The sequence below is a fragment of the Massilia eburnea genome (genome assembly GCF_009720745.1).
GTDB lineage: Bacteria > Pseudomonadota > Gammaproteobacteria > Burkholderiales > Burkholderiaceae_D > Rugamonas > Rugamonas eburnea.
Window position 1 is genome coordinate 18870 of sequence record NZ_WNKX01000021.1, and the last position, 19775, is coordinate 38644.

The following is a 19775-nucleotide window of genomic DNA, read 5'->3' on the forward strand; positions in this document are numbered from 1 at the left end:
ATTATGGATGTAATATATCACACGTGGATGATGATCGTCATTTATATCGATCGTGCTTTGCGGCGGCTGCGGCCGCCGTTTTTTTTAGCGGGCCATAGCGAGCTCGACACAGTTGCGGCCGCTGCGCTTGGCGCGGTGCAAGGCTGCTTCGAGGCGGGTGACCAGTTCGCTGGCACCTTCGTCGGGCGCCAGCTGGGCGACGCTGAAGCTGGCCGTGACCGTGTCGGCGCCGGGCAGCTCGGTGGCGGCGATTGATTGGCGCAGTTCTTCCGCCAGTTTGTAGGCGTCGATTGCGACGGTGTGGGTGGCGATGACGAGGAATTGTTCGCCGCGCATGCGCGCGAGCGTATCGGAATTACGCAGGCGCGACTGGACAGTGCCGGCCAGCGCCGCCAGGGCCCGGTCGCCGCTGGTATACCCGTACAGCTCGTTGATGGTGCGGAAGCTGTCGATGTCGAAGGCGATCAATGCCAGCGGCAGGCCGTAACGGCGTGCGCGGCGGATTTCATCGTCGAGCACTTGCTCCCCCTGGCGGCGGTTGGCGACGCCGGTCAAGCCATCGAACGGCGTGATCTGCGTCAGCTCCAGGCCAAGCGCATCGTTCTGATGGCGCAAGTCACTCATCACCATGCCGAAGCTGATCAATTGCGCAGCGGCGCCGAAACAGCTGAAATGTTCGCGGCTGAAAGTCAGCGGCCGGTCGAACAGCATGCAGATCGCGCCGAGCAAAGGCCCGCCGGGTTCGCCGCGCAAGGGAAACGCCAGCAGCATATGCACGCCCTGCTCTTCCAGCATGTCGGCCAGCCCGGTGTCGCCCGATTTCGCTGGTGCGTCAAGCAACACCAGCTCTCCACGCCGCACCGGCGCATCAAGCAAAGACATGCGGCCAGCCAGGACATCGGTGATATCCAGGTCGATGCGGCCGTCCTGGGCCACCAGCTGCAGCGTATCGTCGCCGATACCCTGGAACAAGGCTGCATGGCTGATGCCCGGATAACTGCACAGTGCATTGCAGATACGCGCGCCCATCCGTTCGAGCTCTTCCGAACCGTACAGTGCGCGCTGCAAGCTGCGCTGGATCGCCAGCAAATCGTTCAGTTCGGCTTCGCGGTCGAGCAGGTGCTGCTGGGCGGAAGCCAGGGTGTCGGCGGCTGGCGTGAGCAGGGCCGCGACGGCGTCGCGCAGGCATTCGGGGCGGATCGGTGTGATGCGGTAAGCCAGCGGCCCCTGCGCCATCAGCTCGGCCATGGTGGCGGAACGCGTGAACGGGCACAGCACCAGCACCGGCTTGCCGGCACGGCTGCGCACCAGCGCCGCCAGTTCGGTGCCGGCGGGGGTGACAGGGCTGTCCAGGTCGATTACCAGCAGTGAAATCTTGTTGTGCGCCATCGCATGACGTGCGCTGGCAATGCTGTCCGCAGTCAGCAAACGGTCGAACGATTCGGCGCACGCCGCGACAAATTCCTGGCGCCGCGCGGGATCGGGATGTAGGAAAAGGCCGGTGCGGTGACGGCGGCCTGGAGCGTTAGGCATATGGCTTAGTTTGCCACAAGATCAGGGCGACAACATCCCTATTATGTGAGGGAGCGCACGGTTAGCAACGTTGCCGGGGCGAATACTGGTCTTCCGAGCACAGGAGGAAGCCATGTCGGAAAACAGCTCACATTCGCAGCAAAAGTCTGGCGCGGGCAGCGAGCAGCGCACCGTCCAGCAGCAACAGGACCAGCGCGATGCTTCAGCACCGAAAGCCGGGGAAAAGAAGGAACCTGCCCAGGCGGGCAAACACGATTATCCCGCGCCACCGCTTCCTGGACAGCACCTGGAAAAGCCCGGCCTTGAACACCAGATGCAATTGAAGCCGCAATTCATGGCGCCCGACTATTGCGGCAGCGGCAAGCTGGCCGGCATGAGCGCCGTGATCACGGGCGGCGATTCCGGCATAGGCCGCGCCGTCGCTGTGCTGTATGCGCGCGAAGGCGCAGACGTGGCCCTGGTCTACCTGGCTGAGGAACAGGAAGACGCAGTCGAGACGAAAAAGCATATCGAGGCGGAGGGTCAGCGCTGCATCCTGATTCCCGGCGATGTGCGCGACCCGGCATTCTGCCGCCACGCCGTCGATGAAGTCCTGCATGCATTCGGCAAAGTCGACATCCTGGTCAACAATGCCGCCTTCCAGGAACATGCCGGGTCTCTGGAAGAGTTGTCGGAAGAGCGCTTCGACCTGACCATGAAGACCAATATCTATGGCTACTTCCACATGGCCAAGGCCGTCCTGCCCCATATGAAGCGCGGCAGTTCAATCCTCAACACCGGTTCGGTAACGGGCCTGCGCGGCTCGAAGAAGCTGCTGGACTATTCGACCACCAAGGGCGCAATTCATGCATTCACCATGTCGCTGGCTTCCAGCCTGCTGGACAAGGGCATCCGCGTCAACGCGGTTGCGCCCGGTCCGGTCTGGACGCCGCTGAATCCATCCGACCAGTCCCCCGACAAGGTCAAGGAATTCGGCGCCCAGACCGATATGCACCGGCCGGCGCAGCCGGAAGAAATTTCGCCGGCCTTCGTTTTCCTGGCAGCGCCATCTTGCGCCAGTTATATCACCGGTATCGTCTTGCCGATCACCGGGAGCGTGGGAGAATAAATCATGGCACGAGCACTCTGGAAAGGCGCAATCAGCTTCGGCCTGGTGCATATTCCGGTGGAGCTGCACAAGGCGGTCGAGTCGCACGACCTGGACCTGACCATGCTGGACAAGCGCGATTTTTCGCCGATCGGCTTCAAGCGCTACAACAAAGGCAGCGGCAAGGAAGTCACCTGGGACAATATCGTCAAGGGCTACGAGTATTCGGATGGCGAATACGTTGTGCTCAGCGATGAAGACCTGCGCCTGGCCAATCCCAAGGCAACGCAGACCATTGACATCATGGCATTCGTCGATGCCGATTCGGTGCCGCTTACCTACTACGAGACGCCCTACTACCTGTCGCCGGGACGCGGTGGCGACAAGGTCTACGCCCTGCTGCGCCAGACCTTGCAGAAAGCCGGACGCATTGCCATTGCCACCGTCGTGATCCGCACCCGCCAGCACCTGTGCGCCCTGGTCGCGGTGGGCGACGGCATCATCATGAACACCCTGCGCTATGCGACCGAAATCCGCAGCGTCGAAGACCTCAAGCTGCCCGGCGATGCCGGCATCACGGACAAGGAGCTGAAAATGGCCCTGTCGCTGGTGGAGGACATGAGCGAAAAATGGAATCCCAAGGAATATCACGACACTTACCGCGAGGACGTGCTCAAGCTGGTCGAGAAAAAGGTCAAGGCAGGACAAACGCATACGCTGACCGAACCGACTGGCGAAGCGCCGGTGCCCAAAGCAAGCAATGTGGTGGACCTGGTGGCGCTGCTCAAACAAAGCCTGGGCAGCAAGGGACGCCGCGCCAGCGCGGAGGAAACGGACGAGGAAGAGGAATCGGCGCCAGCACCACGTGCCCGCCGCAGCAGCGCCGGCGGCGCCAGCAAAACACGCAGCGGCACCAGCAGCAGTAGCGCCAAACGCAGCAGCGCCAGCAAACCCGCAGCCAAACGCAGCACGGCCACGAAAACTGCGACGACACGCCGCAAAGCCGCCTGACAATGAAAAAGACCTCCCACGGCAAACCAGCAGCCATGGAAGGAAAAGCCGGGCGCATGCAGTAAGCACCCGGCCAAAGAACGCTTACTGCACCGTCACCACCAGCACTGGCCGGCTGGCCGTCGTGGCGTTTTCACGCGACGCGTAATCCACCGAGCCTGCCGAACCATAGTTCTGCGCAGCCTCGATCTCAAACGACATCAGCTTGTTGCTGCCCATCGCAGCCTGCGCCTGCGCCGTCAGGTCCACCTGCATCTGGGTGTTGAGCACAGGTGTCCAGCTGGTCACCAGCGCACTATTCGCGGGACGGTTGTTCCATGTCACAGTCGCCTCGCTCCAGTTGGCGTCCACCGTCTGGTACAGGTTGTGGGTGATGCCCGCCATGCCCACCGAGACGGGCATCAGCTTCAGGGTTGCACCGGTGATGGTGCCCTCGACGCTGGACAAATCAAATTTCAGCAGGCCCTTGCGCGAATAGCTCAATGCATCGGACTTCACGGTAATGGTCGAAGCGGTACCAAAGCTGCTGCTGGCGTAAGTACCGTCGCGCACGTAGGCATCGCCGGCCGGCGTCAAGGACGACGTGCCGTTGATCGTGAAATGCGAAGCGAACGATTTGCCTGCCGCCCCATTGACCGCGACCTGAAGCTTGAGGGTCGGGCTGGTCTGCACCACTGTCACACCGGGGTCGGTGGACAGAACCGCCGTCACATTGCGGTTCACCTCAATATTCAGGTTGCCGGTATTGAGCTGGGTCGGATCAGCGATGCTGACTTGCAGGTCGGTGCCGTTCTGCTTCAGCATGACCGCCGACTTCTTGTCGCTGGTGATCAGCGGCTGCCCGCCGGCGCTCAGGACCTTGGTCGCATCGTTCCAGAATACGGCGCCGGTGACGCCCTGCGAGGTGTCCTTGACCGCCGTCGCCGAAGTAGAACGCTCCAGCACCGTGATGCCAGTATTGGCCGCCATTGCCGCGGTTTCGGCTGCCGTTTTGTTCGGCACCACGATATAGGTGTAGGCCGCGGCGGCCGGATTGACGCCATGGTCCAGCGCCAGGCTCAGGTAATTCTCCGCAACCTGGGTCGTGTCTCCCAGCGTGTACACGTCGCTCCAGGCGCCGCTGCGGCGTTCGCGCAGGCCGGTAACGGTCGGCGCATCCGGGAAGATGTAGCCGATGTCCGAACCCGGCACATTGCCGGCCAGATGGGCCCAAGTCACGCCCGGCATGGTCTCGCTCCAGGGCATGAACGCGTCCTTTTCCGTGCCGGCGACCGTCAGGGTATTGATCCCATCGTCGCCCAGGCGGCGGTTCTCCACGATGGTTTCGACGTCATTGCCATTGGTGTTGGCAATACCGGCGCCGACCGCCACCATCTTGTCGCCGAAGTAGAACCATGCCTTCTTGCCGGTCAACGGACTGCCGGTCACGTTGGTCATTGCGTAGTCCATGCCCACCGCCGCGTACTGGCCAAGCAGCTCGGCGCCGCCGGTACCGGTCTTGGTGTTGGCATAGAACTTCCATGCTACCGGCGTGCCGCTGCCGGTATGGTCGGTCGTGGTGCCGGCCAGGCGCGTCATGTCGACCGTGGCCCAGTAATTGCGGCCGTATTGGCTGTGGTCGGCATTGTGCAAGGCCGTGCGGCCGACGCCGCTCCACCAGCCCTTGAGGTTTTCGCCGTTGCCCGACTCAAAGGCGCCGGTGCGCTTGGACAGCAGCGACAGGTCGAACGCATAGCCCGGCTTGCGCTGCACCACGCGGTCCACCGAAGCAAAGATATGCGTCTGGTCCGGTTCGGCTGCCTCGACGATGGAAGGATCGTTCAGCACCGCCTTGAGCTGGGTGATGTCCGTTGCGCTCAAGCTGCTGCCGGAGACTGCCGCGAAATAGGACGGTCCAAAAGTATCGTCGCGCTGCATCCAGCCCTTGATCAGGGATTTGACCTGGTTCGCCTGGTCCGCAGGCAGCGAGCCCGCCAGGTTGACCAGAGTAGCGACGATGCCACGCCCTGCCGAATGGTCGGTCGTGAACTGCCGGCTCAACTGGCGGCCGCGCTGGCTATCCATCACCGCACCATCGTAAATGAATGGGCGGAATGCCTGCATGACCCAGTCGTACGGTTTGTTCACGTTGGGATCGTTGCTAATCGTCCAGCTGGAACCGTTCAGCAAATAGTACAAGCGGGAGATGTCGCTCAGCAGAACGGCGCCGTAGCCGCCGATATAGGGATGATGGGTGTGCTGGATGAATGAACCGTCGACGTAGAAACCGTCACCCGCCGTGACATAAGGCAGGGCCGGGCTGACGGCATTGCGGCCGGCCGTCATCTTGGCGCTATCCTTGCCCAGCAGGCCGCGCATGACCACCACCCACGCCTTGTCCAGCAGGTTGGCGCCGGTCTCGGTCGTGGTCGACGGCGTGCCGTCGGCATTGGCGCGGTTCGTGGGATCGGGCACATAGAAATCGATGATGGCCAGCCAGGATGCCAGCTGGTCCGCAGGGATATTGGCATACAGCGTCACCATCATCGAATTGAAGGCTTGCGGGCTGCCGATCTGCCAATCCCACCAGTTGTCGTAGTAGTTCATATTGACGTGGTAGTGGTTATCTACCAGCCATTGCGTGGCGCTCAGGATCGCTGCCAGTACATCGGGATTGCCACGCAAATTATCGTTGCCGTTGACGTAGGCTGATGCCAGGGTGTTCAGGCGGCCGAAGTTGGTGGTGATCGTCGCCGACGCGGCCCAGTTGGATGCGTTGTCCCACAAGAGCGTGCGGCCATCTTCGCGGTGCATGGTGTCCCACAGGTTTTGCGCAATTGCCTGGCTCGCCGCGACCTGCACCTGCACGTCCGCGTCATTCATGTCGACCGGGCCGCCGCGCGCCAGCCATTTGGCGCGCAGGTCGTCATATTCATCCGCCTTGGCCGCACCGCCCAAAGCCAACTGCGCAAGTGCTGCCGCCAACAAGCCGCGTAACAGCCAGTTCTTCTTTTGAAGCATATCTCCTCCAGCTTCGAATCCCCTGCATGGATAACGTTATCACTTTTACCTCAAAAATAGGGCGTGATAGACGCCTGCGCTGTATTTGTAATTATCGCGTGATAACGATACCACCAAACGAATTGCCCACACAACAGGCAACTCTACAGGCGTTGCTAATTTGCCGACAGGCCGATCGCCTTGATGGCCGGCGCCAGGCCCACGGCGGCTTTGGCGTAATCGGCCCACGGCGCATTGCCGACGTCCAGGCGCGTGTGGGCGTTGGCGACGGTCCACTGGTCGCCGCTGCGCAAGCCGGCCAGTTCATCCCAGGCGACCGGCACCGATATGCCCAGCCCTGCCCTCGCCCGCGCCGACCATGCGGCGACCGTGGTGGCGCCGCGCCCATTGCGCAGATAATCGATGAAGATCTTGCCGACGCGGTTTTTCGGACCGCTCTTGAAGGCAAACCTGTCCGGCAGCGTGGCTGCCATATGCTCGACGACCGGTTTGCTGAAGGCTTTCACTGTGTCCCAGTCGTAGTATGGCTTGATCGGCACCACGACGTGCAAGCCCTTGCCGCCGCTGGTCTTGAGGAAGCATGGCAGCCCGAGTTCATCGAGGAATGCGTGTACCAGTTGCGCGGCTTCCTGCATCTGCGTCCATTCCACACCGGAGCCGGGGTCGAGGTCGAACAGGATACGGTTCGGCTTTTCGTAGGTGCGGCCGAAGGCGTTCTGCGTGTGGAATTCGATCACGTTGAACTGCGCGGCGGACAGCAATGCCTCCGTGGTGCCGATTTCCAGCATGGGCGGATGGTCGGGATCGAGCTCGCGCGGGAATTCCTTCAGGCCGCGCAGCTTGCTGACGTCAGCGTGCTTCTGGAAAAACAGCTCCCCACCCACGCCTTCGGGCGCGCGCAGCAGCGCAATGGGACGTCCGCGCGTGTGCTCAAGCATCATGTCGGCCACCAGGGCGTAGTAGCGCACCACGTCGATTTTCTTCATGCCGCTGGCCTGGTCGACCATCCGGTCGGGATTGGTCACCTTGAGTGAGGCGGGCAGTTTGCTTTGCACGGTTTCCTCCGCTTCCATCGGCGCAGCTTGTTCGCGCTGGATTTCGCCAGCTTCCTTATCCTTGCGCAGGCCCTGGAACACGGCATGGCGCACGGAACCGCCGCGTGTCCATTCGCCGAAGCTGACTTCCGCCACCAGCTTCGGCTTGACCCAATGCGCCTTGCGGGCCACCGCTTTGCTGGCGGAGAAAGGACTTTCGTCAGCCTTCAGGCGCTTCAGCTTGTCGGCCAGTTCGCGCAGGGTCTTGTCGTTAAAACCAGTGCCGACGTTGCCGGCATAATGGAGTTTCCCATCTTTGCCATAGACGCCCAGCAGCAGGGAGCCGATGCCAGTACGGCTGCCCTGGGGATCAGTGTACCCGCCAATCACAAATTCCTGGCGCTGGGCGCATTTGAGTTTGATCCAGTCGCGCGAGCGGCGCCCGGTGTAAGTGGAATCGCGGCGCTTGCCGATCACCCCTTCCAGGCCCATCTTGCAGGCGGCGGCCAGCACTTCTTCCGGCGGGGCGGCCAGTTCGGCGCTCAAGCGCACCGTGTCGCCCTTGATTCCCGCCAGCACGGCTTGCAGCCTGGCGCGGCGCTCTTCCAGCGGCAATCCGCGCAAGTCCGCACCGTCAAGGTAAGGCGCATCGAACAGGAAGTAGACGATATCCTTGGCGCGCTTGCCGTCAAAGGCTTGCTGCAGCAGGCCGAAGTCGGGGCGGCCTTCTTCGTTGTGCACAACGATTTCACCGTCATACCAGCCGTCAGGCAGCTTGGCTTTTGCCAGCGCCGCGCGCAGCGGTTCGAGCTTGTGTGTCCAGTCGTTGCGGTTACGGGTGTGCAAGGTGATGTCGTCACCATGGATCCGTGCCAGCAGGCGGTAACCGTCGTATTTGACTTCGAACAGCCAGTCTTCCGGCGTTGCGGGAGGCGCATCGACCAGCGTTGCCAGTTCGGGCTCCAGCTCGGCTGGCAGGCGCTTGACGCGGGGGGCATCGGCATGGCGGGCGGCGCCAGCACCTTCATGCCCGTCGGGTACGGGGCCGAGCGTCTTGACGCTGTCGGGCATCTCATCGACCACGCTGAACTCATCGGCGGGTCGGACATATTCGTCCTTCTCCTTGATCAGCAGCCACGGTTCCTTGTCCTCCCCCTTGCCGCGCATGCGCACCAGCGCCCAGCGCCCATGCATCTTGTGGCCGTGCAGGTTGAATACCAGCTTTCCGGCGCGCAGCCCCTTGTGCGGGTCTTCCACCGGCTCCCAGGTGCCGCGGTCCCAGATGATCACTTTCCCGGCGCCGTATTGCTTTTCGGGAATCGTGCCTTCGAACTCGTTATAGGAAATCGGGTGGTCTTCAACGTGCACCGCCATCCGCTTGTCGTGCGTGTCGTAGCTCGGCCCTTTCGGCACAGCCCAGCTTTTCATGGTGCCGTCGAGTTCCAGCCGGAAGTCGTAATGCAGCCGCCGCGCCCAGTGCTTCTGGATGACGAATGCCAGGCGATCCTGTCCTGGCCGGCCACCCTCGGCAGGTTCCGGTGTAATGCTGAAATTGCGTTTGGCCTTGTAGGTCTTCAGTGCGTCCTTCATTCCCCTACTGTACGGGCAGCCGTGGGCGCAGACGGTTACTTGCCGCACTTTGTAAGAAGTTCTGGCAGTTGTAACGAGGTGTAATACCCGTCAACTGCTCGCGTCCAGCCGCCGTTTTTTGCTCAGTGACACGGCAACCATGCACGACACACGAAACGCAGTATCCACTTTACTAAGTTAGGAGCTTGACCATGAAGAAGACTATCGCCACCCTGATCGCCGGCCTGTTCGCAACCGCTGCCTTCGCACAAGCTCCGGCTCCAGCCGCTGCCCCTGCTGCCAAGCCAGCCGCCGCTGCCGCTCAAGTTTCCAGCGCTGCAACGCCAGCCACCCCTGCGACTCCAGCAACCCCGGCTACCCCAGCGGAAAAAGGCGCCAAGGCTACCCCGGCAACCGCAGCCACCCCGGCCGTCGCTGCTGCCCCAGCCGAGAAGGAAGTAAAGAAAACGACCAAGCATCACAAAAAGCATTCGACCAAAGTAGCCGCCGCTAAAGAAGCTGCTCCAGCTAAATAAGCTGACCGTTTCCCCGCCCTTCAGCGCGCCGCGCCCGCCCTGCCTCCATTCCGGGGCGGCGTGCTGACCCGGCGGGGACCAGAACCGAAAAACGACTTTCACCCCAATCATTGAGGAGCTTGACCATGAAGAAGACCATCGCCACCCTGATCGCCGGCCTGTTCGCAACTGCTGCCTTCGCACAAGCTCCGGCTCCTGCCGCAGCCAAGCCAGCTGCCGCAGCCCACGCTGCCAGCGCTTCGTCCGCTACTGCGGCAACGCCAGCTACCCCAGCTACCCCGGCGACCCCTGCCGTTCCAGCCGAGAAAGGCGCCAAGGCTACGCCAGCCACTCCTGCCACCCCAGCAGTCGCTGCTACTCCAGCCGCTTCGCAGGAGAAGTCCAGTGAGCACAAGGAAATGAAGAAGGCCAAGCACGAAAAGAAAGCTGCAGCAGCCAAGGAAGCGTCGTCCATGAAAGAAGCCGCCCCGGCCAAGTAAGCTGCAGCCAAGGCTCCCCAGCCGCCAGCGCGCCGCGCGCAAGCCGCCTCCAAAACGGTGCTGCGTGCTGGCCCGGCGGGGAGCCCCGCCCTTTCCGCCCGTCCTGGTTGGCGTCCCGCGCCGGCCAGGCGGGCTTGCCGCTTTCCTTCAGAGGCGAGGCACCGTATCATTGCCTTCTTTGGCAAACGATAGGAGTGCCCAGTTGAGACCTCGCACAAACCTGGTCATTGCGGTCGTCGCTGCCGCGATCCTCGCCGCTTTCGTGTTCAGAAGCTTTACCCGGCAGCCTGGCCACCTCGCAGCATCCAAGGCCACAGTTGAAAGCTGCACACCTGAAGCGATCAGGCAGGTGGCCGACGCGCTTGAACGCTCAGTACTTTCCGCCAATTGCGCGAAGCTGGACAAAGCGAGGGCCGAGACGCCGCGCTGATCAGCGCTTTTCGCTCGCCAGCCGGGTATCCAGGCGTTCACGTGCGGCCTTGACGATGCTCTTGCAGCCATCGGTGTTGATATAGGCCACGTTGCCCTCTTTTGCAGCGCGCTCCTGGCTGCCCCACAAATCGTTCACACCCGGATGCGCGGCGATGGCGATGTCGCAGGCCATGCCTTCGACCGCGGCAAAGCTGCTGCGGAACTGCGCCACCAATTCAGGATGGTCGGTGAAGCGGTAGCCATCGGCGGAAATCGCCGTCAGGCTGTCGGCAAAGACCACGGTCTTGCACTGCCCCGCTTCACACGACTGCCAGCTCCAGGTGGTGCCGCCCGGCGTATGCCCGGGAGTGCTGTGGGCGGTGACAGCCAGCGAGCCCAGTTTGACTACCTCGCCATCGGCTGCGGCACGCACCTTGGCCACGCCGGGGAATTGATCGAGCGTGCCGAATTGCGGATCCTCTTTCGGCGCCAAACCCGTGCGCAGGGTCTCCACATTGCCGGCGCCGGCCAGCACGGACGCTCCGCTCAGTTTCTGCAGCAGCGCAATGCCGCCGGCGTGATCGTGGTGGGCATGCGAACTGAGGATGTATTTGACGTCCTTCAGCTTGTAGCCGAGCGCGCGGATATTGTCCGCCACCACCAAACCGCCCTTCTCCGTCGCGCCATCAACCAGGATCAGGCCCGTCGGCGAAGCAATCAGCACGGCGCTGATGCCGGCCGTACCGACATAGTAAGTGTTGCCGTAAATTTTGAACGGCTTCTGCGCGCCGTTCCAGTCGTCCGAATGCCCGGCGGCGCCTGCAACGCTGGCGAATGCGGCCAGTACCATGGTGGTGATCAGTTTTTTCAAGTTGTCTCCTGGGAGGTGATGTACAGCCCCGAATGCATTTGCGACCCACGGTCGCCGCGCCGGTAACTGCGGTAGATTGGTTCGCCAGCGGCATCGCAAGTACAGCAAGTGCAGCCACCAACATGTTCGATTTCTTCCACGCCCGCTGCACGCAACTGCTGTTCGGCGATAGCGCGCAGGTCCAGGTGGCGAAATGCAGGCACCGCCGACGGTCCGAATTTGCCTGCAAAATCGTTCGCCAGCTCCTCGCTGACTTCGTAGCATTCGACGCAGATCGTAGGGCCGACGGCAGCCGCGATGGGCGCGCCCTCACCCATTTCCGCCAGTGCCGCAGGGATAATGCCATCGTACAGCCCGCGCCAGCCGGCATGCACGGCGGCTACCTGCGTTGCATCGCGCCGTGCCAGCAGCAAGGGCACGCAATCGGCGGTAATGACGCTGACCGGCAGGCCCGCAACGGCGGTCACGAAACCGTCCGCCTCGCCTACCGCTTGTTCGGGCAATTCAACTGGTGCAACATGTGTGCCGTGCACCTGGCGCTTCACTGGCCGCAGGCTCCACATGTTTTCCAATACGGGCGGGACCAGCGCGGCGGCGCATCCGAAGCCATGCCGGATGCCGGGAATGCTGTTTAAAAGACGGCTTGTGACCATGTTAGCCTTGTTGTGACATTTGTCGCAATCATAGGCTGATTCTGCTGGCTTGGCAAGCGAATCGGATCGTGATCAGCTGCGGTTATGGCGGGCCAGCTTTTCGCAGTGATGGCTGCCGCCGGCAAAGGACAAGGTACCGACGTGGCCCTCTTTTTGATCGTAGCGGGCGGAATATCCCTGTTTGCAGAACATGGCCATCTTGTCGTTTTCGGAGGAGAGTTTCAGCCAGCCCTGTGAAGCCAGGATGGAATCGGTCTGCTGCGCCGGGATGTCCGACCGGCCAAGATATGTAGATGCTGTCCAACGCTGTCTTTCAGCGATCTCGGTGGCCGGACAAACGCCGTCGGTATAGAGGCCGCCGCAAAAATCCTTCAGCGCCCCGCTGACGAAGGCCTTGGCTTCAGGACTGTGCGCACGCGCATTCAGCAACGGTTCCGGATTCAGGACCAGGAAGGACCAGACGACAACGAACACTGTGAACAGCGCAATAGTCACTTTATGCAGTAGCGGCATTTGAACGAACAGTAGGCCAAAGCCCGTGATTATACGTTGCTCGACCTGACCCCGACTTTCAAAAAAAAGACGGCGTCCGCGGGGAGCGGTACGCCGTCAAGGGCTAATCAATCGGGATGTCTTAGTTCCAGTCGCCGCCCAGGGAACGTATCAAGGCCACGGTGGTCACTGCGCGGTCACCGCGCAACTGCACGGCGTTGCGTTCAACGGCGGCCAGGTTGCGTTGCGCGTCCAGCAGGTCCAGGTAGCTGGAACGGCCGGCGTCGTACAGCTTCTGCGCCAGGTCGGCCGAGCGGCGCGCCGAGACCAGGGCGTCGTCGATCTGCGCGGTCTGGCCGCCCAGGATGCGCAAGCCCGCCAGGTTGTCTTCCACCTCGGCGAAGGCGCTCAGCACTGTCTGGCGGTAGGCGCCGACCGATTCTTCCAGGGCCGCTTCGCTGCGCTTGACGTTGTTGCTGTTACGGCCGCCGTCGATCAGAGGCATCGACAGCAAGGCGCCCAGTACCCAGGAGCGGCTGCTCCATTTGAACACGTCGCTGAAGTGGCCGGCCGCGCCGCCGCCGGTGGCGGTGATGTCGAGCGCCGGGAACATGGCCGCACGGGCTACACCGATGCGGGCGTTGGATGCTTCCATTGCCTTTTGCGCGGCGGCGATGTCGGGACGGCGCTCCAGCAGCGAGGACGGCAAGCCGGTCGGAATCGCCGGCAGCAGGGCCGAATCCAGCAGCGGGCTGTTGCCGGCCGAGTAGGCCGCAGCCGGCTTGCCCAGCAGGACAGCCAGTGCGTGCTCGGTCGTTGCGCGGCGGCGCTGCAGGCCGATCGCTTCCGAACGCGTGGTCGACAGCTCGGTCTTGGCGCGGGAGAGGTCGAATTCACCGATATCGCCCAGGTCGAAACGGCGCTGGGTGACCTTCACACTCTCTTCGCGCAAACGGACCGTCTGCTCCACAGTCGCCAGTTCGGCGTCCGTGGCGCGCAGGCGGAAATAGGTCTGTGCCACGTCGGCTTGCAGCGACAGCAGGACGGAGCGGTAATTCGCTTCCACCTGCAAGGCGTCGCCACGGGCCGCGGCCACATTGCTCGATACGCGGCCGAACAGGTCCACTTCGTAGCTTGCCGTCAGGTTCGCGTTGTAAGTGGTCTGCGGCGCCACGTCGGTGCCGGCTGGAAGGCCCAGGGACAGCGCCGAGGCGCGGCCGCGCTGGGCGCCCACGCCGACGCCGATTTGCGGAATGCGGTCCGCTTCGGCGATGCCGGCGATGGCGCGCGCCTGCTTGACGCGGGCGGCCGCCACGGCCAGGTTGGCGTTGTTACGGGTGGCTTCGGCGATCAGCTCATTCAGGGCCGGGTCACCGAAGGCCAGCCACCATTCGCCGCGCGGCTGGCGCTCGGCGTTCTGGGCTTGCTTCCAGCGGGTGCCGTCTTCTGCCGTCACCACTTGCGACTCCTTGAAGGCGGTCGGGGTCTCGACTTGCGGCTGCTTGAATTCAGGTGCGGCGCACGCCGTCAGCAGCAGTGCTGCCAGCAGCGGGGCGACACCCCGTGCAATCATGTTTTTCATATCAGTGGGTCCCTTCCAGTTGCGGGGCGGTTTCTACCGCCGGGGATTTCTTCTCAAGGCGCTTGGCCAGGGTGCGCAGCAGGACGTAGAACACCGGCGTCAGGAACAGGCCGAAGAAGGTCACGCCCAGCATGCCGGCGAACACCGCCACACCCATGGCATGACGCATTTCGGCGCCTGCACCATGCGAGAACACCAGCGGTACCACACCCATGATGAAGGCGATCGACGTCATCAGGATCGGGCGCAGACGCAGGCGGCAAGCTTCCAGTGCGGCCTGCAGGATGGTGCGGCCATGGTCTTCCAGCTCACGCGCAAATTCCACGATCAGGATCGCGTTCTTCGAGGCCAGGCCAACCAGCACGAACAGGGCGATCTGCGTGAACACGTTGTTGTCGCCGCCGGTCAGCTTGACGCCGATCAGGGCGCACAGGATCGACATCGGCACGATCAGGATCACGGCCAGCGGCAGGGTCCAGCTTTCGTACTGGGCAGCCAGTACCAGGAACACCAGCAGCACGCACAGCGGGAACACGTAGATCATGGTGTTACCGGCCAGGATTTCCTGGTAAGTCAGCTCGGTCCATTCGTAGCCCATCCCTTTCGGCATGGTTTCCTTGACGATTTCTTCCAGCGCAGCCTGCGCCTGGCCGGAGGAGAAACCAGGAGCCGGGCCGCCGTTGATTTCAGCCGACACGTAGGCGTTGTAGCGCTGCACGCGGTCCGGGCCATAGCTGTCCTTGACGCGCATCAGCGACGACAGCGGGATCATCTCGCCCTTGCTGTTGCGGATCTTCAGCTGCGCGATCTGCTCGGCTTGCGAACGGAACGGCGCGTCAGCCTGCACGCGCACCTGGTAGGTACGGCCGAACTGGTTGAAGTCGTTCACGTACAGCGAGCCGAGGTTGATCTGCAAGGTCTGGTAGATCGACTGCAGCGGCACGCCCAGTTGCTTGGCCTTGGCGCGATCGATGTCCGCGAACAGCTGCGGCACATTGATCTGGAAGCTGGAGAACACGCCGGCCAGGCGCTTGTCCTGCCATGCCTTCATCTGGATCGCCTGGATGGTCTTGTACAGCTCATCGTAGCCGGCGTTGTCGCGGTCCTCGATCATCATCTTGAAGCCGCCGGTGGTGCCCAGGCCGTTGACTGGCGGTGGCGGGAACACCATCACGAACGCATCCTGCACCACGCCCATGCGCTTGTTGATTTCCGCGGCGATCGCTTCGCCCGACTGGGACTTGTCGGTACGCTCGTGGAATGGCTTCAGCGTGGTGAACACGATACCTGCGTTCGGCGCATTGGTGAAGCCGTTGATCGACAGGCCTGGGAATGCCACGGATGCTTCCACGCCTGGGATCTCCTTGGCAATGTCGGACATCTTGCGGATCACCTGGTCGGTGCGTTCCAGCGAGGCAGCGTCAGGCAGCTGGGCAAAGCCCACCAGGTATTGCTTGTCCTGGGCCGGCACGAAGCCGCTCGGCACCAGCTTGAACATGATGCCAGCAGCAACAGCCAGCACCAGGTACACCACGACCGAAGCGGACTTGCGCTTCAGGACGCCCGACACGCCGGTTTCATAGCTGTGCGAAGCGCGGTTGAAGAACTTGTTGAACCAGCGGAAGAAGCCGCCGAACAGTTTGTCCATCACCCGGGTCAGCGCATCTTTCGGTGCGTCGTGCGGGCGCAGCAGCGAGGCCGACAGGGCCGGAGCCAGGGTCAGCGAGCAGAAGGCCGAAATGACGGTCGAAATGGCGATGGTCAGCGCGAACTGGCGGTAGAACTGGCCGGTCAGGCCGGATACGAAGGCGATCGGCACGAACACGGCGCACAGCACCAGCGCAATGGCGATGATCGGGCCGGACACTTCCTTCATGGCCTGGATCGTCGCATCGTGGGCCGACAGGCCGTTGGCGATATTACGCTCCACGTTCTCCACCACCACGATCGCATCGTCCACCACGATACCGATTGCCAGCACAAGGCCGAACAGCGACAAGGTGTTGATCGAGAAGCCGAAACCGATCATCACCGCAAAGGTACCGACGATCGACACAGGCACCGCGATCAGCGGGATGATCGATGCGCGCCAGGTCTGCAGGAAGATGATCACCACCAGCACCACCAGCGCCACCGCTTCCAGCAGGGTGTGGATCACGGACTTGATCGATTCACGCACGAACTGGGTCGGGTCGTACACGATGTCGTAGGCCACGCCTTCAGGGAAGTCCTTCTTCAGTTCTTCCATCTTGGCGCGCACATTGGAAGACAGTTCCAGCGCATTGCTGTTCGGTGCTTCGAAAATACCGATACCGACTGCCGACTTGTTGTTCAGCAGCGAACGCAGGGAGTAGCTGTTGGAGCCCAATTCAATGCGGGCCACGTCTTTCAGGCGGGTCAGCGCACCATCTTCATTGGTCTTGATGATGATGTCGCCGAATTCCTCGACGGTGCTCAAGCGGCCCTGGGTATTCACGGTCAGCTGGAAGTCAGCCGACTTGGACGGCGCAGCGCCGATCACACCGGCAGCCACCTGCACGTTCTGCTCGCGGATCGCGTCGACCACGTCGGAGGCGGTCATGTTGCGGCCAGCGACTTTCTGCGGATCGAGCCAGACGCGCATGGCGTAGTCGCCGGCGCCGAAGATCTGCACGTCGCCCATGCCTGGAATACGGGCCAGCTGGTCTTTCACGTTCAGCACGCCGTAGTTGCGCAGGTACAGGTCGTCGTAACGGCCGTTCGGCGACAGCAGGTGGACCACCATCGTCAGGTTCGGCGAGCTTTTCACCGTGGTCACGCCGATCTGGCGCACTTCTTCCGGCAGGCGTGGCAAGGCGCGCTGCACGCGGTTCTGCACCGCGGTTTCAGCCTTGTCGACGTCGGTGCCGATCTTGAAGGTCACGGTCAGCATCAGCGCGCCATCGGAGGTGTTTTGCGAGGACATGTACAGCATGCCCTCGACACCGTTGATCTGCTCTTCGAGCGGCGCGGCGACGGTTTCCGCAATCACTTTAGGGTTCGCGCCGGGGTAGACGGCGCGCACCACGACCGATGGCGGCACCACTTCCGGGTATTCGGAGACGGGCAGCTTGAAGATCGAGATCAAGCCCGCTACGAATACAATGATCGACAAAACCGCCGCGAAGATCGGCTTATCGACAAAGAAACGTGAGAAGTTCATTGTTTATTCCTTGTTTTTCTTGGCTTCGGTGGCGGCCACTTTTTCGGCTGCCATCGGGTCGAAGGTCATTTCAACCATTTGCGGCGTGATCGGCGCACCAGGACGCACGCGCTGCAGGCCGTTGACGACGATCTTCTCGCCCGGCTTCAGGCCGTCGCGCACCACGCGCAGGCCTTCGATGTTCGGGCCCAGCACCACCGGACGGTATTCCGCCTTGTTGTCGGCGCCGACCACGAACACGAACTTGCGATTCTGGTCCGTGCCCACTGCGCGCTCGTTGATCAAGAGCGAATCGCGGGTGGCGGTGCCGCCATCCAGCTGGACGCGGGCGAACAGGCCTGGCACCAGTATGCGGTCCTTGTTGTCGAAGGTGGCGCGCATGCGCACGGAGCCGGTGTGGGTATCGAGCTGGTTGTCGACGAATTCCAGCTTGCCCTCATGCGGGAAGCCGGCTTCGTTGGCCAGGCCGACCTTCACGGCAACCGGCTGGCCTTTGTGGGCCTGGCCGCCCACGCGCAGGAAGGTGTCTTCGTCGCCGTCGAAGCTGGCGTAGATCTTGTCCAGCGATACGACGCTGGTCAGCACGGCGTTCGGGTCAACCAGGTTGCCGAGGGTGATCTCTGCCTTCGACACGCGGCCGTTGATCGGCGATACCACCTGGGTGTAGGACAGGTTCAGGCGCGCCGCATCCGCTGCAGCTGCGGCGGCGCGGGCCGATGCATCGAGTTCCTTCAGCGCCGAGGCGCGTTCATCGAACTCGCGCTGGGCGATGGCTTTATCGGCCAGCAGCTTTTCAGCACGGGCCAGCTCCACTTTGGCCAGGTCGGCCTTGGCGCGCGCCGAAACGGCGGCGGCGTCGGCGCGGCTGGCTTCTGCCTGGAATGGACGCGGATCGATCACGAACAGCACGTCACCCTTTTTCACCTCGCTGCCAGGCTTGAAGTTCACGGCAGTAATGAAGCCACTCACGCGTGGACGGATTTCCACGCGGTCGATAGCTTCGATACGGCCCGAGAATTCCTGGGTCTCTGCGACCGACTTCTGCACCACAACGGCTGCCGATACCGGCGGGCCGCCTGCAGCAGGGCCCTGGCTTTCGGCCGGCTTGCTATTGGCGTTGCAGCCGGACAGGATGGCCGCCGCCAAACCGCCCATCGCCAATGCGGCAACCAGCGGCCGTACAAGAGTGGATTTTTGATTCATCTTCTTCATTCTTAACCTCTTGGGGGTGAGAGTAATAAAATTTGGCAAAAAGGAGCCCATGTGCCTCGCAGGCACTATTTTTTAACGACTGTTTTTTGGTAAACCGGCTTTACGCCGACGGCTGTTCCGGGCCGTCGATGGCGCTGATAAAACTGGCCATCTCTTTCAACGCAAAGCCCCTGCACGCGCATTCATTCCTGGCTCCCGGCTCCTGCAGTGGCGCCGGTGGCATGCGTCTGACTGTTGTCTTTACTCCGCAGGCGATCAGTTTCGCCCCGTATTGTTCTGCTTCGTCCCTCAGCGGGTCGTCTTCGGCCGAGAGGATCAGGGCCGGCGGTAAATTTTTCAGGCGGCTCGATTGCAGCGGCGACGCGTAAGGGTGGGCGCGGTCGGCGGCATTCGGCAGGTAGCCGCGGTAGGCGGCGGCGCAGGTATTCGCTACCTGCATCTTGTCCGGGCAGTTCGGCAGCTCGCGCATGGAACAGGTGCTCAGGCCAGGATCGAGCATCGGCATGATCAGGATCTGGCCCGCCAGCGCCGGGCCGCCGCGGTCGCGCGCCATCAGCGCCGACACTGCCGCCAGGTTGGCGCCGGCCTCGATGCCGGCCGTCAGCAGCTGCTTGCCGCTCCAGGCCAGCTTGCTCTTGTTCTTCTTGGCCCAGGCCAGCACGGCGTGGGCGTCTTCCACCGCAGCCGGGAACGGGCTGACGGCCGCCAGGGTGTAATTGGTCGCCAGGATCACGTGGCCAGGATTGCAAGTGACCAGGTGGCGCAGGAATTCGTCCGCCTCCTCCAGGTCGCCGGCGACAAAGCCGCCGCCGTGGAAGAAGACAATCAGCGCGTCGCGCTTGGCGGACGGATTCCCGGCCAGGTACAGGCGTGCGGCGAGCGGCCCCTGGGCCCCGCGCACTTCGAGTTCGCGGATCTTCAGGTCCGCCGGCGCCTGCGCCGTCACTCTTTCGCCTCCGCGGAGGCGTGGCCGCTGGCCGATGCCAGCAAGGTGTGCGCCGGCGCCGCGCCAAAGCCTACCTGCGCGCCGTAAGAGTATTCATCGGTATACAGGACGCCTGCCAGGGCGATCGCGCCCAGCGCCAGCGATACCATTGCAAAGAATCCATCCCGGTTACTCATGA

At 62.7% G+C, this 19775-nt stretch carries 16 protein-coding genes; 5 read left to right on the top strand and 11 right to left on the bottom strand.

Translation table 11 applies throughout. The features are described 5' to 3' along the window. Positions 1-84: 84 nt before the first annotated feature. Positions 85-1533: a GGDEF domain-containing protein gene (locus GM658_RS22200; RefSeq protein ID WP_155456247.1), complete on the bottom strand. Its 1449-nt coding sequence runs from the start codon at positions 1531-1533 to the stop codon at positions 85-87. A gap of 112 nt (positions 1534-1645) precedes the next feature. On the opposite strand from GM658_RS22200, the gene GM658_RS22205 reads away from it, so the two are divergent. Beyond that, complete coding sequence (locus GM658_RS22205) at positions 1646-2641, top strand: SDR family oxidoreductase (RefSeq protein WP_155456248.1); 996 nt, start codon at positions 1646-1648, stop codon at positions 2639-2641. 3 nt (positions 2642-2644) lie between these two features. Continuing rightward, positions 2645-3631 (top strand): non-homologous end joining protein Ku, encoded by a 987-nt coding sequence (gene ku / locus GM658_RS22210; protein WP_155456249.1) that lies wholly within the window; start codon positions 2645-2647, stop codon positions 3629-3631. Between the two features lie 84 nt (positions 3632-3715). Here ku and GM658_RS22215 read toward each other — a convergent pair whose 3' ends face one another. Further along, positions 3716-6631, bottom strand: a complete 2916-nt coding sequence (locus GM658_RS22215) for a polysaccharide lyase family 8 super-sandwich domain-containing protein (protein ID WP_155456250.1) — start codon at positions 6629-6631, stop codon at positions 3716-3718. Positions 6632-6786: 155 nt separating this feature from the next. Beyond that, on the bottom strand, positions 6787-9255 hold the full coding sequence (ligD, locus tag GM658_RS22220) for a DNA ligase D (RefSeq protein ID WP_155456251.1): 2469 nt from the start codon (positions 9253-9255) through the stop codon (positions 6787-6789). 191 nt (positions 9256-9446) lie between these two features. Between ligD and GM658_RS22225 the strand changes: the two genes are divergently transcribed. From GM658_RS22225 to GM658_RS22235, 3 genes are all read left to right on the top strand, one after another. Continuing rightward, a complete protein-coding gene (locus GM658_RS22225; protein ID WP_155456252.1) occupies positions 9447-9770 on the top strand; it encodes a hypothetical protein in 324 nt (107 codons plus the stop codon). A gap of 125 nt (positions 9771-9895) precedes the next feature. Continuing rightward, positions 9896-10249 carry a hypothetical protein gene (locus tag GM658_RS22230; protein WP_155456253.1) on the top strand — a complete coding sequence of 118 codons (354 nt, stop codon included), beginning with the start codon at positions 9896-9898 and terminating at the stop codon, positions 10247-10249. Between the two features lie 202 nt (positions 10250-10451). Then, positions 10452-10679, top strand: coding sequence for an entry exclusion lipoprotein TrbK (locus tag GM658_RS22235; protein ID WP_155456254.1), 228 nt, complete (start codon positions 10452-10454; stop codon positions 10677-10679). Here the strand turns inward: GM658_RS22235 and blaSMB are convergent, their stop codons facing one another. The 8 genes from blaSMB to GM658_RS22275 form a co-directional block, all read right to left on the bottom strand. After that, positions 10680-11531 (bottom strand): SMB-1 family subclass B3 metallo-beta-lactamase, encoded by an 852-nt coding sequence (gene blaSMB, locus GM658_RS22240; protein WP_229417020.1) that lies wholly within the window; start codon positions 11529-11531, stop codon positions 10680-10682. Beyond that, positions 11528-12184, bottom strand: a complete 657-nt coding sequence (locus GM658_RS22245; protein WP_155456255.1) for a purine nucleoside phosphorylase YfiH/LACC1 family protein — start codon at positions 12182-12184, stop codon at positions 11528-11530. Before GM658_RS22245 ends, blaSMB begins: the two co-directional genes overlap by 4 nt. Before the next feature lie 72 nt (positions 12185-12256). Then, a complete protein-coding gene (locus GM658_RS22250; protein ID WP_155456256.1) occupies positions 12257-12697 on the bottom strand; it encodes a hypothetical protein in 441 nt (146 codons plus the stop codon). A 121-nt stretch (positions 12698-12818) separates the two neighbouring features. Next, positions 12819-14258 carry an efflux transporter outer membrane subunit gene (locus GM658_RS22255; protein WP_155456257.1) on the bottom strand — a complete coding sequence of 480 codons (1440 nt, stop codon included), beginning with the start codon at positions 14256-14258 and terminating at the stop codon, positions 12819-12821. A 1-nt stretch (position 14259) separates the two neighbouring features. Continuing rightward, the gene (locus GM658_RS22260) at positions 14260-17439 is read right to left on the bottom strand and encodes an efflux RND transporter permease subunit (RefSeq protein ID WP_155456258.1); all 3180 of its coding nucleotides are present in this window, start codon (positions 17437-17439) and stop codon (positions 14260-14262) included. Positions 17440-17442: 3 nt separating this feature from the next. Next, positions 17443-18651, bottom strand: a complete 1209-nt coding sequence (locus tag GM658_RS22265; RefSeq protein WP_155456259.1) for an efflux RND transporter periplasmic adaptor subunit — start codon at positions 18649-18651, stop codon at positions 17443-17445. A gap of 100 nt (positions 18652-18751) precedes the next feature. Continuing rightward, positions 18752-19597, bottom strand: coding sequence for an alpha/beta hydrolase (locus tag GM658_RS22270; RefSeq protein ID WP_170298918.1), 846 nt, complete (start codon positions 19595-19597; stop codon positions 18752-18754). Then, on the bottom strand, positions 19594-19773 hold the full coding sequence (locus tag GM658_RS22275) for a hypothetical protein (protein WP_155456260.1): 180 nt from the start codon (positions 19771-19773) through the stop codon (positions 19594-19596). The genes GM658_RS22270 and GM658_RS22275 overlap by 4 nt, the downstream gene beginning before the upstream one ends. Between the last annotated feature and the right edge of the window lie 2 nt (positions 19774-19775).

Bases quoted from the DNA above. Each gene is read 5' to 3' on its own strand.
- GM658_RS22255 (WP_155456257.1), bottom strand. From the start codon at position 14,258: ATGAAAAACATGATTGCACGGGGTGTCGCCCCGCTGCTGGCAGCACTG.
- GM658_RS22260 (WP_155456258.1), bottom strand. From the start codon at position 17,439: ATGAACTTCTCACGTTTCTTTGTCGATAAGCCGATCTTCGCGGCGGTT.
- GM658_RS22250 (WP_155456256.1), bottom strand. From the start codon at position 12,697: ATGCCGCTACTGCATAAAGTGACTATTGCGCTGTTCACAGTGTTCGTT.
- GM658_RS22265 (WP_155456259.1), bottom strand. From the start codon at position 18,651: ATGAAGAAGATGAATCAAAAATCCACTCTTGTACGGCCGCTGGTTGCC.
- GM658_RS22245 (WP_155456255.1), bottom strand. From the start codon at position 12,184: ATGGTCACAAGCCGTCTTTTAAACAGCATTCCCGGCATCCGGCATGGC.
- GM658_RS22205 (WP_155456248.1), top strand. From the start codon at position 1,646: ATGTCGGAAAACAGCTCACATTCGCAGCAAAAGTCTGGCGCGGGCAGC.
- GM658_RS22230 (WP_155456253.1), top strand. From the start codon at position 9,896: ATGAAGAAGACCATCGCCACCCTGATCGCCGGCCTGTTCGCAACTGCT.
- GM658_RS22215 (WP_155456250.1), bottom strand. From the start codon at position 6,631: ATGCTTCAAAAGAAGAACTGGCTGTTACGCGGCTTGTTGGCGGCAGCA.
- ku (WP_155456249.1), top strand. From the start codon at position 2,645: ATGGCACGAGCACTCTGGAAAGGCGCAATCAGCTTCGGCCTGGTGCAT.
- GM658_RS22275 (WP_155456260.1), bottom strand. From the start codon at position 19,773: ATGAGTAACCGGGATGGATTCTTTGCAATGGTATCGCTGGCGCTGGGC.
- GM658_RS22225 (WP_155456252.1), top strand. From the start codon at position 9,447: ATGAAGAAGACTATCGCCACCCTGATCGCCGGCCTGTTCGCAACCGCT.
- GM658_RS22200 (WP_155456247.1), bottom strand. From the start codon at position 1,533: ATGCCTAACGCTCCAGGCCGCCGTCACCGCACCGGCCTTTTCCTACAT.
- ligD (WP_155456251.1), bottom strand. From the start codon at position 9,255: ATGAAGGACGCACTGAAGACCTACAAGGCCAAACGCAATTTCAGCATT.